Source organism: Bacillus cereus group sp. MYBK5-2 (genome assembly GCF_051915685.1).
In the GTDB taxonomy this organism is placed as follows: Bacteria; Bacillota; Bacilli; order Bacillales; family Bacillaceae_G; genus Bacillus_A; species Bacillus_A cereus.
The window spans coordinates 403,881-419,809 of the sequence record NZ_JBQAFE010000001.1; the positions used below are offsets into that span (position 1 = coordinate 403,881).

The following is a 15,929-nucleotide window of genomic DNA, read 5'->3' on the forward strand; positions in this document are numbered from 1 at the left end:
GGGGCTTGAAAATGGTAACGGAAAAAACGTTAAGAACTTGTGAACAGGGACACGAGTACTATAAAAGTAGCGATTGTCCAACTTGCCCAGTCTGTGAGAAAGAGAGAAAACCAAAAGAAGGTTTTCTCTCTCTTCTTTCAGCGCCAGCAAGAAGGGCATTAGAGCACCGTGGAATTCAAACTGTAGAAGAACTCTCAAAATAAAGTGAAAAAGAAATTTTAAAACTGCATGGTATGGGACCTGCGTCTTTGCCGAAGCTTAGGAAGGCTTTGGAGGAGAGTGGGTTATCATTTAAATAAAATAGTGCCTCTTCACTACTTACTTGTTTATACCACTATTTGTGGACAGTGAAGCTCTTGCTTATTAAAATTTCATTTTAATAATTTTGAATTAGATAAAAGAAAAAAGTAGGAGAATATCTCCTACTTTTTTTACGCTGTTCCAATCTGATCTTGATCTGCCACATCAGAATCAAATGTATTCGTTGCACTAACACCGTTAAACGTATTCACGACAAATCCAACATTGGAAGCTCCAGATCCATTATAAGCTTTCGTGTTTTCTTTCGGAGAAACGTTATAAAAATCTCCTAAATTGAAAGAACCGTTACTGTTTTGAACGACGAGATTTCCAACAACAGAAGGCATATCCATCCACCTACTTTACTAAACTTTGTAATTACTATATGAATTATTGTGCGGAAGGTTCATCTGTAATATATTGGCGGATTTGCATAATACGAGAGTTATTAAAAACATAATCAACATTTCCAATTTGAAATCCACCAGAGTTTAAAAGTGTGCGCAATTCAACGTTATTCACTTCAATAAAAGGGCATTCATTTACAATATTTAATTTTACATCTGTCGTTCGTTTTGGAATTGTAATGTGTTCATCTGTAAAGATTTCAAAAGCATCAAAGCGACCTTCTCCCCGTATATAACAAGGAATTTCACGGTGGACGGCAATAGCTCTACTTTTTAATTCCATTTGGTTTGCATCTCCAACTTGAAATACGGCAGCAATCCCTAACGAAACAATAGAAACATTTTGGACAATAGACACATGATGCAACATAATTTTTCAGTCTCCTTAACCTGGAGTAGGAGGGACATCTGTTACTAATGGTACAAATGGACCCTCTGTAACTGTTTCAAATGGTGTATCGAGAATAGAAGATAGAATGAGGAGATTTGCATCTCCAATTAAAAAGAGTGCGGACGACGATACACCGTTCATTTTAATCTGTCCGACTTTTAATTCACGGTTTACAACGTTAAGGTTCATACCTACTTACTCCTTTCGGAAATTTCCCGGTATGTGCTGAATAAAGGAGAGAAAGGCTTTGTCAATATCTTGTTTCATTGCCTGAATAATGATATCTCGTAAATAATCTGGATCTGTTGAAATACCTTCATATGATTGCGCTTGTGATAAATAATAAGGGAGTCGATGCTCCATCTGTTTTTTTATGTCATCCACCATCATTTGTCGATACATTTCATCAAGCGGTGTTCTCTCTTCTTGTTCAAAATGGAGAATACGATTATATGCTTCTTCATCTAAGTATCGATGCATTTCTTGGAGGATACCTTGATAAAAGTCTGGGTTTGTTTCGGTTTCAGGGTTTACCTTCAATGTTTCTGTATCCACTTGAAAATCTTCAATTTGTTGTCCTTTTGCTGAAAATGGGTTTAAACCAATATTTAAAGTACCATTTAAATTTTCGACTTTTAATTGATCGAATTTGTATTCCACTTTTCCTACAGAAGAGGAGGGGCGATTTTTTAATTCGTTAAGCTCTTCTTGGAGTTGGCGCACTTGATCTTCTAAATTCAGGATGGCTGCTTGTTGTGTTTGAAGAGCTTGTTGAAGTTGGTGTAAGTAAGTATATATATCTTGATTCATTTGTGAAACCTCCTTTTCAATAGGGAGGGTAAAAATATTCCTGCTATATATTTATGACAAGGATGTCTTAAGAAGAACTAGTTGATGGTTTGATAGAAATAATTTGTCCTTTTGCCTGTAATGGGCGAAGCGGTTCCGTAAATCCGCCCGTATTTGAAAATTTAGATAGGGCTTTAATACTTCCGGCAGTACCAATTTGGAACACAGAAGAGGTTGTAATGCTATCAATTTTAATACTGTTGATGATGATACTTTGGTTTACATAAAAATTCAATGCAATTGCCTCCTTTAAGTTGAGCCAATTATCGCTTGATCGATTACATCTGAATCGTTGACAGTCGTTGCACTTTGATAATTGTAGACAGAAACATTATCTCCAACGTTGAAAGAGCCGGCCCCGGCGAAAGCACGTGAGTAACTAATAGGCCTAATCGCAAATACATCTCCAATATGAAAAATACCACTTGATCCAATATTGACGATACGAATATGTCCGACCATAGCTGGCATACAAAACACCCTTCGTTTTTAAAATTTTCTTTTCTACTATTGTATGGGCGTTTCCAATAAAATGTGTATTTTTTTGAAATAAAAGAAACACACGCATTATTGCGTGTGTGTTTTGAACGTTTGATTAGGGTGTAAATCCGTATGTACATGACAAATTACATTTAAGAGCCTGTCCAGTTCTTGGCTACAATCCACTGTTTTTTGAGAAGTCATTCCATAGCGTTCAGCAAAATAAATCATTTTTTCACGTTTTTTTTCAATCGCTTGCTCAAACATTGAAATCGGCTCCATCTCTAAATGAAATTTTTAGTATATATGTAGTACATATTATACAAAAACTTCATAAAAAAGAAATGCATTCGCTAAAAAAAGTAAAATTTCTACATTTTATGCCAAATGATAAAGGGGTAACGAATAGGGGATGAGAAGAATATTGTAAAAATTAGCGTGCATGAGAAGGTTTTTTTCTTGCGGATGCGAATACAATTAAAGGGTATGAGTTTTAGGATGGAGAGTGGAAATATTGCGTTTTGTAACGGCGAAGAAAGAAGAAAAGGTATTTGTAGGTATTGTAGATGAAGAAGAAGAAAAGGTATTACACTTAAGAGAAGCGCAAAGACAAAAAGGGGAAAAGGTTACAATCCCTATTACAATGTTAGAGTGTATTGAAAGAGGGACTGAATGCTTTGAGAAAGTATGTGAAATTGTAAATTGGGCAAAAGAGAACGGGGAAGCGGCGTATTATCCGTTAACAGAGGTGAAAATATTAGCGCCGATTCCAAGGCCAAGAAAGAATATTTTGTGCGTTGGAAAAAACTATCGTGAGCATGCGGTAGAAATGGGCGGAGTAGAGTCTATTCCAGAAAATATAATGATCTTTACGAAAGCACCAACAACAGTTATTGGCATAAATGAGCAAATTAATGGTCACCCTCATGCAACGGACGAACTAGATTACGAAGGAGAATTAGCTATCATTATTGGTAAGCGAGGGAAGCAAATAAAAAAAGAAAAAGCGCTTGAGCATGTTTTTGGTTATACGATTATCAATGATGTAACAGCTCGAGACATTCAAAGAAAACATAAACAGTTTTTCCTTGGGAAAAGCTTCGATACATTTTGTCCGATGGGACCGTATTTAATTCATAAATCGGTGGTTAATGCGCCGAATGCATTACACATTGAAACGGTAGTAAATGGAGAAGTAAGGCAAGCTTCTAACACAAATAAAATGATTTTTTCAATAGAAGAAATTATTTCAACGATAAGTAAAGGAATGACTTTAGAACCAGGCGATATTATCGCAACAGGAACGCCGGCTGGTGTCGGAAAAGGTTTTACACCACCGAAGTTTTTACATGCTGGTGATGAAGTGGTCATTACAGTAGAAGGAATTGGTACTTTACGAAATGTAGTGAAATAAAGAAAAGAGCTATCTTGTTAAAAGATAGCTCTTTTTTATGGCCTTGGGTTATAGAGGTAATCGATAACGGCAAAAGTGTAAAGACCAATGAATGCAAGTGTACAAATGCCAAATAGTATAACCGTAAGTGCGCTTTTTTCTCGTCCAAAACCAATGATAGTAAGAATAACAGCAGTCCAAAATGATGCTTTCAGTAGTGTGAGTGTAGTAGGAGTTGAGTAATGAAGCCATGTTGTGGAAAGTAGGAAACCAAAGAATGTAACTAAAATAAAAGCTGTAGCTAAATAGTTAATATGTTTACCATATCTTAATAGCATGTCGCACCTCCTTTACGATTTTAAAATACAGAAAATTACAATTTTATCTTAATATAAATGAATATAAAAAGAAAGAGGTTGTCCCAACATGTCGGACAACCTCTCTATCATTACGATAATACAGCTTTAATTTTTTGGAATGCCCACTCTAAATCTTCTTCAGAGATTACTAGAGGTGGTGCGATACGAATTACATTTTCGTGTGTTTCTTTACATAATAGACCAGCTGCTTTTAGTTGTTCACAGTAAGGACGAGCTGGCTCGTTTAATTCGATACCGATGAATAAACCTTTACCACGAACTTCAGTGATCATTGGGTTATCAATCTCTTTTAATTGCCCAACTAATTTTTCACCTAATTGAAGAGAACGCTCTGTTAATTTTTCTTCTTCTAACACTTCAAGAGCCGCGATAGAAACAGCACATGCAAGTGGATTACCACCGAATGTAGAACCGTGAGAACCTGGTTCAAATACACCTAAAATGTCGCGGTTTGCTGCTACGCAAGAGATTGGGAACACACCGCCGCCAAGTGCTTTACCAAGTATGTACATGTCAGGAGTTACATTGTCCCAGTCACAAGCAAATACTTTACCAGTACGGCCTAAGCCAGTTTGGATTTCATCTGCTACAAATAAAACGTTTTCTTTTTTACATACTTCAAAAGCTTCTTTTAAGTAACCAGCTGGTGGGATATTAATTCCTGCTTCACCTTGAATTGGCTCTAAAATGAATGCTGCTGTGTTTGGGGTAATTGCGGCTTTTAATGCTTCTAAATCACCGTAAGGAATTACAACGATGCCAGGAAGCATTGGACCGAATCCACGCTTGTACTCTTCATTTGAAGACATAGAAACAGAACCCATTGTACGTCCGTGGAAGTTATCTTCACAAACGATGATTTCAGCACGGTTTGCTTCCACTTTCTTCACATCATAAGCCCAGCGACGAACTGTTTTAATTGCAGTTTCAACAGCTTCAGCACCTGTATTCATTGGAAGTACCATTTCTTTATTAGTTAGTTTCGCAACTTTTTCGTACCAAGGACCTAATTGATCGCTATGGAAAGCACGAGAAGTTAACGTAACACGATTAGCTTGGTCAATTAAAGCGTTAATAATTTTCGGGTGACGATGACCTTGGTTTACTGCAGAATATGCACTTAATAAGTCCATATAGCGGTTTCCTTCAGGATCTTCTACCCAAACACCTTCTGCTTTAGAAATAACGATTGGAAGTGGGTGATAGTTATTTGCTCCGTATGTGTCTGTAAGTTCGATAATATCCTTAGTTTGAATCATGATTGTTCCCCCTTTTGTTATTACAAGAAGTTTGTAAATACTCTAAATATTATAGCATTTAAATGTAAAAAAGCGAAACATTTCCTGAAAATAAATGAACATGTTATCATATAGAGTGAAAAAGTGTGAAAAGAGGAGGTAAGGGATACGATGGTACATATGCATATTACAGCATGGGCGTTAGGTTTAATTTTATTCTTCGTTGCGTATTCACTTTATTCAGCAGGAAGAAAAGGGAAAGGTGTACATATGGGGCTTCGCCTAATGTATATCATTATTATTGTGACAGGCTTCATGTTGTACATGAGTATTGTGAAGACAGCAACAGGTAGCATGCACATGTGGTATGGCTTAAAAATGTTAGCTGGTATTTTAGTTATCGGTGGAATGGAAATGGTTCTTGTGAAAATGAGCAAAAACAAACCAACAGGGGCGGTTTGGGGCTTATTTATTGTTGCGCTAGTAGCAGTATTTTACCTTGGGCTGAAATTACCGATTGGCTGGAAAGTATTCTAATAAAAAATAAAGCCACCTTATAATCTCAAAGACTTGGGAGATTATAAGGTGGTTTTTTACTTTATCCCGTAAACATCAGATTGGTGAAGGCTAATAATCAGTGGGCTACCCCACTGATTAAAGTTTCACTTTATGTCGCATCGATATGCAACTCTTCTCCATTTACTTTCGTAAAACGGAACATATTTTTATTTGACGTAGTGTGACGGACGAAATGGTGCTGCAGTGTACAGATCATTTCTTCGTTATCAAACAAAAGAATATTTACTCCTTCGCGTGACTCCTCTTGCGGTAAGAAAGATAAATAATTATGACAATACATGCAATCATATAAAGAGTAGTGAAGTGATTGCAATGATTCGGTTAATAATGTGAAGACAGAGTCAGGTAATTCCTCCAGCCATTCATTATAGCTAAGAAGTAACTTTTTTCGAATACGTATCATTTCACCATTTTGCAAATGGTGTTGCTCGTTGGCGATTTGTAATACATCTTGTTCATAGAAACGGGCTGGTAGCCAATTGTTATTATACAAAATTTCAAACCCATCTTCGGCAATATCTTCTAATAAAAACGCTTCATCATTTTCATCATCAAAGAATACCCACTCATTGTTTATATATTCTACATTACCGACTGTATGAGCACGGGGCTGATTATATAAAATATGTTTACGTTGTATCATACACGATTTCTCCTTTATGAAAAGTAGTTATTCCTGTTATAGACAGTTCGTGCGTTCTTTATAACTAGACACATCTAGACATAGGTGGGCATACAATAAAACACGTTTTACTGAGTGAGAATGCTATTCCATATGTGGATAGTAGGTTATCGTCAAGTTTTTCATTTTTTGATCCGCACTCTTAGGGTGGGGATTACTGCACGTTCAAGAAAAGAAATAAGATGGAAGGATGATTTATATGTGCGGGATTACAGGATGGGTGGATTATAAACGCTCATTAGAAGGAGAAAGAGATGTCGTTACGAAGATGGCTGAGACGTTAGCGAAACGGGGGCCGGATGATAATAAAGTTTGGATTAAAGGAAATGTCGCATTTGGGCATAAGCGGTTAATCGTTGTGGATCCTGAGGGCGGTAAACAGCCGATGACTTGTTTAAAAGATGAAACGAATTACGCCATTTGCTATAACGGTGAACTTTATAACACAGAAGACATTCGAAAGGAATTATTAAGAAGAGGATATACGTTCAAAGGTCATTCTGATACAGAAGTATTATTAGCTTCTTATATTGAATGGAAAGAAGAATGTGTCGATCATTTAAACGGTATATATGCGTTTGCAGTATGGGACGAACAGAAAGAGCAAGTATTTATTGCGAGAGATCGATTAGGTGTAAAGCCACTTTTTTATAAATATGATAGCGGACGCTTACTATTTGGTTCGGAGTTAAAAGCGATATTGTCGCATCCAGATGTGAAGGCGGAAGTAACGTTAGAAGGATTATCAGAAATATTCGGGCTCGGACCGTCAAGAACGCCTGGCCACGGTATTTATGCTGGTATAAAAGAATTGCGTCCAGGTCATGCGATGACATTTTCAAAGAACGGTTTATGCATATGGAGATATTGGAATGTAGAAAGTAAAAAACATGAAGACTCTTTTGAAGAAACAGTAGAGAAAACGCGCTTTTTATTACAAGATGCTATTACAAGACAGCTTGTTTCTGATGTACCACTATGTACTTTTTTATCGGGTGGTGTAGATTCGAGCGCTATTACAGCTATTGCAGCGAAAGAATATGAGAGATTGGGAAAAGGGCAATTACACACGTATTCTATTGATTACGAAGATAATGACAAATACTTTAAAGCGAATGCATTCCAGCCAAATTCAGATGCTCCGTTTATTAATTTAATGACTGAGACATTTCAAACAACCCATCATCGCTGCGTCATTTCGAATGAAAAATTAGCAGAGTATTTAACTGAAGCAGTACTCGTTCGTGATTTGCCTGGTATGGCAGATATCGATTCGTCATTATTATGGTTTTGCCGAGAAATTAAACAAGATTTTGTCGTTGGCTTATCTGGAGAATGTGCAGATGAAATATTTGGTGGATATCCGTGGTTTTATAGAGAAGATGATTTACAATCGAGTGCATTTCCGTGGATGCGTTCTACAGAGGCACGTGAACAACTTCTAAAAAAAGAATGGAGAAATAAATTAAATTTACAACAATATGTACAAAGGCGCTATGAAGAGTCGATTCAAGAAGTTCCTATTTTAGAGGGGGAAAGTCCGCTAGAAGCAAAAAGACGCCAATTATTTTATTTAAATATGGTATGGTTTATGACAACATTATTAGACAGAAAAGACCGCATGAGTATGGGAGCGAGCTTAGAAGTACGTGTTCCATTTGCAGATCATCGTCTTGTCGAATATGCGTGGAATATTCCTTGGGAAATGAAAATGTATAAAAACCGCGAAAAAGGTCTATTACGTAAAGCGTTAGAAGGTGTACTTCCACATGACATCTTATATAGAAAGAAGAGTCCTTATCCGAAAACGCACAATCCGCACTATACAAAAGCAGTAACAGTATGGCTTCAAAATCTATTAACGGATAAAGGTTCAATTTTACACGAACTGTTTGATAAAGAGCAGTTGAGCGGATTAATTCAGTCTGGCGGCAGTGCATTTCAAACACCATGGTTTGGTCAATTGATGACTGGGCCACAGCTTTTAGCTCATTTAGCACAAATTCACGTTTGGTTTAAAGAATATGGGGTAAATATTAAGGAATAAGGGAAAAGCGGCTTACAATTATGTAAGTCGCTTTTTATTAAAGAAATTTTCATATAAAATTCAAAATCACCTTATAAACAATATTTAATTAGAATTATTATTTTGACGTATTTATTATTACTTGTTATAATTGGAAACGAATGTTCTGAAAAGTATTCTCATTTATAAAATTGAGGTGTTATATAGATGACAAAGAAAAAAATAGGTTTACTCGTAATGGCGTATGGAACACCAGAATCATTAGACGATGTAGAGGCATATTATACACATATCCGTCACGGGCGTACGCCATCAGAAGAAGCGCTTGAAGATTTAATTGGCCGCTATAAAGCGATTGGTGGAATTTCGCCGCTTGCAAAAATTACGAAAGAACAGGCGCATAAATTAACAGATTCAATGAATAACATATTTACAGAGTATCAATTTACTTGTTACTTAGGTTTAAAACATATTGCACCATTTATAGAAGATGCGGTAGAAGAAATGAAGCGTGATGGGATCGAGCAAGCGATTAGTATCGTATTAGCGCCACATTACTCTACATTTAGCATTAAAGCGTATAATGACCGTGCTATTCGTCTTTCAAAAGAAATCGGTGGTCCTGTTATTGAACCAATTGAACAATGGTACGATGAACCGAAGTTTATTTCGTATTGGGCAGACCAAATAAAAGAGACGTTTACTAATATTATAAATAAAGAGAAAGCAGTCGTAATTTTTTCAGCGCATAGTTTGCCAGAAAAAATTATTGCAGCAGGAGACCCTTATGTAGAACAACTAAAGCATACGGCAGATTTAATTGCAGAAGCTGCAAATATTCAAAACTATACAATCGGTTGGCAAAGTGCTGGGAATACTCCAGATCCGTGGATTGGTCCAGATGTGCAAGATTTAACGAAAGATTTATATGAAGAGCATGGGTACGAATCTTTCATATATTGCCCAGTTGGTTTTGTAGCGGAGCATTTAGAAGTTTTATATGACAACGATTATGAATGTAAAGTTGTAACTGATGAATTAAATGCCAAATATTTTAGACCAAATATGCCGAATGCACAATCAGCATTTATCGACTGTTTGGCTGAAATTGTTTCCAAAAAAGTGAAGGAAATAGTTGACAAAGATTTAGTTTTGAATAATAATTAATTTATAATAATTTTAAATAAATAATAATTACTACGAAATAAAGAGGAGGATCCCCCTAGATGAATCCAAATAATCGCTTAACAACAAACCAAGGTGCTCCAGTTGGAGACAACCAAAATTCTCGTACAGCTGGTCGTCGTGGACCAGTATTATTAGAAGACTATCATTTAGTAGAAAAACTTGCACACTTTGATCGTGAACGTATTCCAGAGCGCGTTGTGCATGCACGTGGTGCAGGTGCTCACGGTGTATTCGTAACGAAAAATAGTATGAAGCAATATACGAAAGCGGCATTTTTACAAAATGAAGGAACTGAAACGCCTGTATTTGTTCGTTTTTCAACGGTTATTCATGGTCAAGGTTCTCCTGAAACAGCACGTGACCCACGTGGGTTCGCTGTTAAATTTTATACAGAAGAAGGAAACTACGATATCGTAGGTAATCATTTACCAGTTTTCTTCATTCGTGATGCAATTAAATTCCCAGATATGGTACATTCCTTAAAACCAGCACCTGATACGAATATTCAAACGCCAGATCGTTATTGGGATTTCATGACGTTAAGTCCAGAATCTACACATATGATGACATGGGTATTTTCTGATTACGGTACACCAGCAAGCTATCGTGAAATGGAGGGTTTTGGCGTCCATTCATTTAAATGGATTAATGAAGAAGGTAAAATTGTTTATATAAAATACCACTGGAAACCACAGCAAGGTGTACGTAACCTAAATGCGAAAGAAGTGCAAGAAGTACAAGGGAAAGACTTCAATCATGCAACTCGTGACTTGTTCGATGCAATCGAAAAAGGAAATCACCCAAAATGGGATTTACACGTACAAGTTATGCAATTAGATGAAATGGACTCTTTAGACTTTGATCCACTAGATCCAACGAAAGTGTGGCCAGAAGATCGCTTCCCATTAATGGAAGTAGGGACAATGACGTTAAATCGTAATCCGAAAAACTTCTTTGCAGAAGTAGAACAAGTAGCGTTCTCTCCAAGTGCAACTGTAAATGGTATTGAGCCATCGGAAGATAAATTATTACAAGGTCGTTTATTCTCTTACCCAGATACACAACGTTATCGTCTTGGGGCAAATTACTTACAAATTCCTGTAAACTGCCCATACGCAGCTGTTCATAACCAACAACGTGATGGTGCGATGCAAGTAAATCAAAACCCATCTACAATCAACTACGAACCGAGCCGTCATGCTGAAAATCCAGTTGAAGACCCAGCTTACCGCGATTCAACTATGAAAGTAGAAGGCTATGTATCTCGTGAAAAAATTGAGAAACCAAATGACTTTAAACAAGCAGGTGAGCGTTACCGTTCATTCTCTAAAGAAGAGCAAGATAACTTAATTGCAAACTTAACAAATGACTTGAAAGACGTAAATGAACGCACAAAATTATTAGCTGTTTGTAACTTCTTCCGTGCAGATCAAGAATACGGTATGCGTTTAGCGCAGGCATTAAATGTTGATATTACGCAATATGTAGGAAATGCTCCGAAATAAATAGGAAAAGACGACCGGGCTTCGGTCGTCTTTTTTGTATAAAGTTATGTGGGGTATTTCGCATGTAAAACATGTCGGAATTTGTTGGTAAATCGATATGTTGTGTCGAACCGTTGATATATTGAAAGAAACAATCGATATATTTGAAAAATCGTTGATATATCCAAAAAACCGTTAATATATTTCCAGTTATACTAGGTGGGGTATGTTGCCCGGTACGCAAAAAAGAGATGCAATCTATCATCGATAGATTGCATCTCTTTTTTAGTTCACTCGCTCAGTATACTCATAAGCTTTCTCCCCATGCATCGAAATATCAAGTCCCATATGTTCCTCGTGCTCATCTACCCGGACAGGGAGGAAGAAGTTGATTGCTTTAATAATGGCATACGTCATTATAATTGTGAACGCATATGTTGCGCCGATTGCTACAAGTTGTTTCAACAGCAGCGAGGCGTTTCCGTAAAATAATCCGTTAGCGCCATCACCGTTTACGGCAGTAGTTGCAAATAATCCTGTCGCAATACCGCCCCAAGTTCCACCGATGCCGTGACATCCGAATGCATCGAGTGTATCGTCGTATCCGAATTTTGTTTTTAAGAAAAAGACCGCTCCGAAGCATAATACGCCGCCAATTGCTCCGATAAGAAGAGCTGAGAAAGGTGTAACGAACCCGCAAGCTGGTGTAATAGCGACTAGACCGGAAACGGCGCCACAAGCAGCTCCCATCGCAGTCGGTTTTGATTGGAAGAACCACTCTGAAAGCATCCAAGTTAATGCTGAGGCAGCAGCAGCTATATTTGTATTAATAAATGCAGTTAAAGCTACATCATTTAAAGATAATGCGCTTCCGACGTTAAAACCGAACCAGCCAAACCATAATAATCCTGCGCCTAACATTGTAAATGGCAAATGGTGAGGAGAAGAACCATTTATGTTTTTTCGTTTTCCAAGGAAAATAGCTAATACAAGACCAGCAACTCCGGAAGTGATGTGAACGACGTTTCCGCCAGCGAAGTCTAGTGCACCAAGTTCCCTTAGCCACCCGCCGACGCCCCATACCCAATGAGCGACAGGATTGTAAACAATCGTTGTCCATAGAAGGATAAAAATAAGAAAGGCAGAAAATCGCATTCTTTCAGCAAATGCACCTGAAATTAAAGCTGGAGTTAAAATGGCGAACATGAGTTGAAACATCATGAATAAATTGTGAGGAATAGTAGATGAGTAGTCTGGATTTGGTGCGTAGGTAACTCCGTTTAGACCGAACCAATCAAGTGTACCGATAAGCCCGTGCCAATCTGGTCCGAATGATAAAGAATAGCCGATAACAATCCATTGAATCGAAACGATAGCCATTGCACTATAACTATGCATCGTTGTACTGAGTACATTTTTGCTGCGAACCATACCTCCATAAAAAAGTGCCAATCCTGGTGTCATCAACATGACCATTACTGTCGTCACAAACATAAAAACTGTATCTCCCATATTCATGAGCTCTCCTCCTGTAATGTTAGAAAAAATAACATCGTTTTGTTATGTTTCATATCATATTCGAAAAGGAACTAAAAATCAACTAAAAATTCAGAAAAATATATACGTGATGTTAGAAAATGTAACATAGATTATTTTGTGAGGATTGAAATCGACATATGCGTTTCCCTCGGATAATTGGTATAATATTCTTACAATTAAAAACTTGGGGGATGCGTGTGGGAAAAATACGGACTAGGAAACTATTCATTTGTTTTTGCTTAGCTTTTGTTTTGTTTGTACCAATACATACTTTTGCAGACGAAAAAAGAGAGTGGAAAGATGAAGTTATATACTCCATTATGATTGATCGCTTCAATAATGGAGAACCGAAAAATGACAAACAATTAGAAGTTGGTAATTTAGAAGGGTATCAAGGCGGGGATATAAGAGGAATTATAAAAAGGTTGGATTACATAAAAGAAATGGGTTTTACTACCGTTATGCTTTCGCCGCTTTTTGAAAGTGGAAAGTACGATGGATTAGACGTGCGAAATTTTAAAAAGGTAAATGAACATTTCGGGACAGACAATGATGTGAAAGAACTTGTAAAAGAAGCTCATGCAAAAGGAATGAAAGTTGTATTTCAATTTCCGCTTGGAGAAAACGAACGACAGGTAATTGACGCAATGAAATGGTGGATAAAAGAAGTTGATTTAGACGGAAGTTATGTTATACATAGTGAAAAAAAGCCGCGTTCCTTTTGGGATAACGCGCAAAAAGATATGCAAGTGATAAAGAAAGATTTTCGTATTATGACAAAGGAGGATAGCGAATACAACGAAAAAATAGTAGAATCGTTTTCCGAAGCGGATGTATCGGTGAAATCGTTATACGATGTGAGTAAAAAAGAAGGGGACTTTGTTACGTTTTTAGATGATCAAGAAACAAAAAGATATGCGCGTATTGCAAAAGAAAATATGTATTATCCGCCATCACGTTTAAAGTTGGCGCTTACTTATTTGTTAACATCACCTGGGATTCCGAATTTTTATTACGGAACTGAAATTGCATTAGATGGAGGAAGTGTACCCGATAATAGACGATTAATGGATTTTAAGTCAGACGAAAAGTTTATGCAACACATAACAAAACTAGGTGAACTTAGGCAGGCGAGACCGTCTTTACGACGCGGTACGTTTGAGCTTCTGTATGATAAGAGCGGGATGAGTATACTAAAACGAAAATATAAAGATGAAGTAACTTTAGTAGCAATTAATAATACGAAAGAAACACAAAAAGTCTCCTTACCTGCAAGTGAAATTGGTGAAAAACAAGAGTTAAGAGGATTGTTACAGGATGAAATTATAAGAGAGGAAAATGGAAAATTTTATCTCGTTTTAAAGCGTGAAGAATCAAACGTGTATAAAGTTAACGGAGAAACAGGTGTGAATTGGTTATTTATCTCCTTAATCGTTGGTGTGAATGTATTATTTATTGCGTTTTTAATTGCAGTTAAAAGGAAACGTAGATGAGATGAGAAGTTACTCACTCTATGTTCATGTCTTCTTATTGGATTTGTAAGTTTGTTCGGTGGGGCCAGGTTAGGGAGAAAGTCTTCTTCCTAGCCTGTTTTTGTGTCAATACGGATAGAGAAAGACCTTTGAAACAAACAATAATTGCAACTATATTAATTTTACATTACATTAAAAGTTAGAGAATACTCTTATACTAATATAGTGCTAAATAGTAGGTGGGAAAATGGAGTTTTACGATTTGGGTATTACCATTAAAGAGCTTAGAATTAAAAAAAATATATCACAATCCGAATTATGTCATGGAATATGTTCACAAAGTCAAATTAGCAAAATAGAAAAAGGTGTGATTTATCCATCTAGTATATTATTATATCAATTATCAGAAAGACTTGGTATTGACCCAAATAATATATTTGCATTAACTCAAAACAAAAAATTAAAATATGTAGAAAATGTAAAATGCGTAATAAAAGATTGCTTAAAGCAAAAACAATATAATGAACTTTATGAAATCGTGAAAAAAGAGAAAGATGAAAAGAATTTCCAGGCAAAAGAAGATAAACAATTTCTCCTATGGCATGAAGCGATTGCTATATTTGAGGTGAACAGATCCATAAAAACTGCTTTAAAGCTTTTAAATAATGCATTAAAACTAACTTTAACCAATGTTGATTTTTTATCAGAAAGAGAAATAGATATTATGCAGACGATGTCTATATTTTATGCGGAAAATAAAGAATATGATAAAAGTATTACTATATTAAGAAGGTGTTTAACTAATTTTAATAAGTTAGATTTCCCGAGAGATAAAGCGATTAAATTAAAAATCATTTTTAATTTAGCGAAATGTTTAGGTATGACCTATCAATATGAAGAGGCGGTAAAATACATTGACAAAGGAATCAAATTAGCTATTAATCTAAATACTTTATACTTATTAGGTGAACTTTACTATTTAAAGGGATGGAATTTATTAAGATTTAAACAACAGAATGAAGAAGATATTGCAAATAACATGAAAAAAGCATTATTTATATTTGAACTAACAGAAAAAGAAAATCTGATAAAAATGGTTAAAGAAAAATATTTAGAAAACCAAACTGAAAAAAGTCACTTATAATTCATTTGGAAATCACTTGAAATATAATAAAACCTACAGGGAAAATCTCTGTAGGTTTTATACTTATAAACTTGCTTCTAAAATATTAGTGTTTAATATAAATTTTTGAATAAGAGTTTACTTAGTGTACTTTTTATTTTGAAGTCTGCATCTTTATTAACAATTTATGCTTCTTTTTAATCACATCCAAATATTGTTAAGATTGAGATGATTCAAGTCGGAGGAAGGCACTTTGAGGTGTCTTTTTTTATGACCTTTATCATTAACTATTTAATGTTTTTTTAAATGATTACATGACATATTTTTTTTGTACCAAGCTTTGTTGATACAGTTAGACTTATCCGTTAGTGTATTCGTATTATTAGAACATCCTACAG

Annotated in this window: 18 protein-coding genes and 1 pseudogene; 8 read left to right on the forward strand and 11 right to left on the reverse strand. The window is 36.0% G+C overall.

The window, feature by feature from the left end:
- Nucleotides 1–11: 11 nt before the first annotated feature.
- Nucleotides 12–299 (forward strand): annotated as a pseudogene (locus ACTFP3_RS02225) (RNA polymerase alpha subunit C-terminal domain-containing protein).
- A 132-nt stretch (nt 300–431) separates the two neighbouring features.
- On the opposite strand, the gene gerPF reads toward ACTFP3_RS02225, so the two are convergent.
- From gerPF to ACTFP3_RS02260, 7 genes are all read right to left on the reverse strand, one after another.
- Nucleotides 432–647 carry a spore germination protein GerPF gene (gene gerPF, locus ACTFP3_RS02230; protein WP_001141566.1) on the reverse strand — a complete coding sequence of 72 codons (216 nt, stop codon included), beginning with the start codon at nt 645–647 and terminating at the stop codon, nt 432–434.
- Nucleotides 648–690: 43 nt separating this feature from the next.
- Nucleotides 691–1,077: a spore germination protein GerPE gene (locus tag ACTFP3_RS02235; RefSeq protein WP_139849506.1), complete on the reverse strand. Its 387-nt coding sequence runs from the start codon at nt 1,075–1,077 to the stop codon at nt 691–693.
- Nucleotides 1,078–1,092: 15 nt separating this feature from the next.
- A complete protein-coding gene (gerPD, locus tag ACTFP3_RS02240; RefSeq protein WP_001052807.1) occupies nt 1,093–1,287 on the reverse strand; it encodes a spore germination protein GerPD in 195 nt (64 codons plus the stop codon).
- 6 nt (nt 1,288–1,293) lie between these two features.
- Nucleotides 1,294–1,908, reverse strand: coding sequence for a spore germination protein GerPC (gene gerPC, locus ACTFP3_RS02245; protein WP_001070760.1), 615 nt, complete (start codon nt 1,906–1,908; stop codon nt 1,294–1,296).
- Between the two features lie 67 nt (nt 1,909–1,975).
- Entirely contained in the window at nt 1,976–2,182 is a 207-nt protein-coding gene (gene gerPB, locus ACTFP3_RS02250; protein ID WP_001012508.1) for a spore germination protein GerPB, read from the reverse strand.
- A gap of 14 nt (nt 2,183–2,196) precedes the next feature.
- Complete coding sequence (gene gerPA, locus ACTFP3_RS02255) at nt 2,197–2,418, reverse strand: spore germination protein GerPA (RefSeq protein ID WP_001111187.1); 222 nt, start codon at nt 2,416–2,418, stop codon at nt 2,197–2,199.
- Between the two features lie 96 nt (nt 2,419–2,514).
- Entirely contained in the window at nt 2,515–2,694 is a 180-nt protein-coding gene (locus tag ACTFP3_RS02260; RefSeq protein WP_000462841.1) for an aspartyl-phosphate phosphatase Spo0E family protein, read from the reverse strand.
- 247 nt (nt 2,695–2,941) lie between these two features.
- Here ACTFP3_RS02260 and ACTFP3_RS02265 point away from each other — a divergent pair, with 247 nt between their 5' ends.
- Nucleotides 2,942–3,841 (forward strand): fumarylacetoacetate hydrolase family protein, encoded by a 900-nt coding sequence (locus ACTFP3_RS02265; protein ID WP_440009216.1) that lies wholly within the window; start codon nt 2,942–2,944, stop codon nt 3,839–3,841.
- 35 nt (nt 3,842–3,876) lie between these two features.
- Here ACTFP3_RS02265 and ACTFP3_RS02270 read toward each other — a convergent pair whose 3' ends face one another.
- Both ACTFP3_RS02270 and rocD read right to left on the reverse strand, forming a co-directional pair.
- Nucleotides 3,877–4,158: a hypothetical protein gene (locus ACTFP3_RS02270; RefSeq protein WP_000926857.1), complete on the reverse strand. Its 282-nt coding sequence runs from the start codon at nt 4,156–4,158 to the stop codon at nt 3,877–3,879.
- A gap of 110 nt (nt 4,159–4,268) precedes the next feature.
- Nucleotides 4,269–5,459, reverse strand: coding sequence for an ornithine aminotransferase (gene rocD, locus ACTFP3_RS02275; protein ID WP_000616658.1), 1,191 nt, complete (start codon nt 5,457–5,459; stop codon nt 4,269–4,271).
- 150 nt (nt 5,460–5,609) lie between these two features.
- Between rocD and ACTFP3_RS02280 the strand changes: the two genes are divergently transcribed.
- On the forward strand, nt 5,610–5,975 hold the full coding sequence (locus tag ACTFP3_RS02280) for a YisL family protein (protein ID WP_000233494.1): 366 nt from the start codon (nt 5,610–5,612) through the stop codon (nt 5,973–5,975).
- A gap of 130 nt (nt 5,976–6,105) precedes the next feature.
- Here ACTFP3_RS02280 and ACTFP3_RS02285 read toward each other — a convergent pair whose 3' ends face one another.
- Complete coding sequence (locus ACTFP3_RS02285; RefSeq protein WP_000616046.1) at nt 6,106–6,660, reverse strand: DUF2777 domain-containing protein; 555 nt, start codon at nt 6,658–6,660, stop codon at nt 6,106–6,108.
- Between the two features lie 238 nt (nt 6,661–6,898).
- Here ACTFP3_RS02285 and asnB point away from each other — a divergent pair, with 238 nt between their 5' ends.
- From asnB to katB, 3 genes are all read left to right on the forward strand, one after another.
- Nucleotides 6,899–8,746 carry an asparagine synthase (glutamine-hydrolyzing) gene (gene asnB / locus ACTFP3_RS02290; protein ID WP_000333997.1) on the forward strand — a complete coding sequence of 616 codons (1,848 nt, stop codon included), beginning with the start codon at nt 6,899–6,901 and terminating at the stop codon, nt 8,744–8,746.
- Between the two features lie 186 nt (nt 8,747–8,932).
- Complete coding sequence (hemH, locus tag ACTFP3_RS02295; RefSeq protein ID WP_000162629.1) at nt 8,933–9,892, forward strand: ferrochelatase; 960 nt, start codon at nt 8,933–8,935, stop codon at nt 9,890–9,892.
- Between the two features lie 59 nt (nt 9,893–9,951).
- Nucleotides 9,952–11,418 carry a catalase KatB gene (gene katB / locus ACTFP3_RS02300; protein ID WP_001069179.1) on the forward strand — a complete coding sequence of 489 codons (1,467 nt, stop codon included), beginning with the start codon at nt 9,952–9,954 and terminating at the stop codon, nt 11,416–11,418.
- A gap of 264 nt (nt 11,419–11,682) precedes the next feature.
- Here the strand turns inward: katB and ACTFP3_RS02305 are convergent, their stop codons facing one another.
- Nucleotides 11,683–12,915, reverse strand: coding sequence for an ammonium transporter (locus ACTFP3_RS02305; protein ID WP_001055855.1), 1,233 nt, complete (start codon nt 12,913–12,915; stop codon nt 11,683–11,685).
- Nucleotides 12,916–13,073: 158 nt separating this feature from the next.
- Here ACTFP3_RS02305 and ACTFP3_RS02310 point away from each other — a divergent pair, with 158 nt between their 5' ends.
- Entirely contained in the window at nt 13,074–14,429 is a 1,356-nt protein-coding gene (locus ACTFP3_RS02310) for an alpha-amylase family glycosyl hydrolase (protein WP_440009221.1), read from the forward strand.
- 226 nt (nt 14,430–14,655) lie between these two features.
- Nucleotides 14,656–15,552, forward strand: a complete 897-nt coding sequence (locus tag ACTFP3_RS02315; protein ID WP_086385471.1) for a helix-turn-helix domain-containing protein — start codon at nt 14,656–14,658, stop codon at nt 15,550–15,552.
- Nucleotides 15,553–15,929: the final 377 nt, after the last annotated feature.

Bases quoted from the DNA above. Each gene is read 5' to 3' on its own strand.
- gerPF (WP_001141566.1), bottom strand. From the start codon at position 647: ATGCCTTCTGTTGTTGGAAATCTCGTCGTTCAAAACAGTAACGGTTCT.
- ACTFP3_RS02235 (WP_139849506.1), bottom strand. From the start codon at position 1,077: ATGTTGCATCATGTGTCTATTGTCCAAAATGTTTCTATTGTTTCGTTA.
- gerPD (WP_001052807.1), bottom strand. From the start codon at position 1,287: ATGAACCTTAACGTTGTAAACCGTGAATTAAAAGTCGGACAGATTAAA.
- gerPC (WP_001070760.1), bottom strand. From the start codon at position 1,908: ATGAATCAAGATATATATACTTACTTACACCAACTTCAACAAGCTCTT.
- gerPA (WP_001111187.1), bottom strand. From the start codon at position 2,418: ATGCCAGCTATGGTCGGACATATTCGTATCGTCAATATTGGATCAAGT.
- ACTFP3_RS02260 (WP_000462841.1), bottom strand. From the start codon at position 2,694: ATGTTTGAGCAAGCGATTGAAAAAAAACGTGAAAAAATGATTTATTTT.
- ACTFP3_RS02270 (WP_000926857.1), bottom strand. From the start codon at position 4,158: ATGCTATTAAGATATGGTAAACATATTAACTATTTAGCTACAGCTTTT.
- rocD (WP_000616658.1), bottom strand. From the start codon at position 5,459: ATGATTCAAACTAAGGATATTATCGAACTTACAGACACATACGGAGCA.
- ACTFP3_RS02280 (WP_000233494.1), top strand. From the start codon at position 5,610: ATGGTACATATGCATATTACAGCATGGGCGTTAGGTTTAATTTTATTC.
- ACTFP3_RS02285 (WP_000616046.1), bottom strand. From the start codon at position 6,660: ATGATACAACGTAAACATATTTTATATAATCAGCCCCGTGCTCATACA.
- asnB (WP_000333997.1), top strand. From the start codon at position 6,899: ATGTGCGGGATTACAGGATGGGTGGATTATAAACGCTCATTAGAAGGA.
- hemH (WP_000162629.1), top strand. From the start codon at position 8,933: ATGACAAAGAAAAAAATAGGTTTACTCGTAATGGCGTATGGAACACCA.
- katB (WP_001069179.1), top strand. From the start codon at position 9,952: ATGAATCCAAATAATCGCTTAACAACAAACCAAGGTGCTCCAGTTGGA.
- ACTFP3_RS02305 (WP_001055855.1), bottom strand. From the start codon at position 12,915: ATGAATATGGGAGATACAGTTTTTATGTTTGTGACGACAGTAATGGTC.
- ACTFP3_RS02310 (WP_440009221.1), top strand. From the start codon at position 13,074: ATGCGTTTCCCTCGGATAATTGGTATAATATTCTTACAATTAAAAACT.
- ACTFP3_RS02315 (WP_086385471.1), top strand. From the start codon at position 14,656: ATGGAGTTTTACGATTTGGGTATTACCATTAAAGAGCTTAGAATTAAA.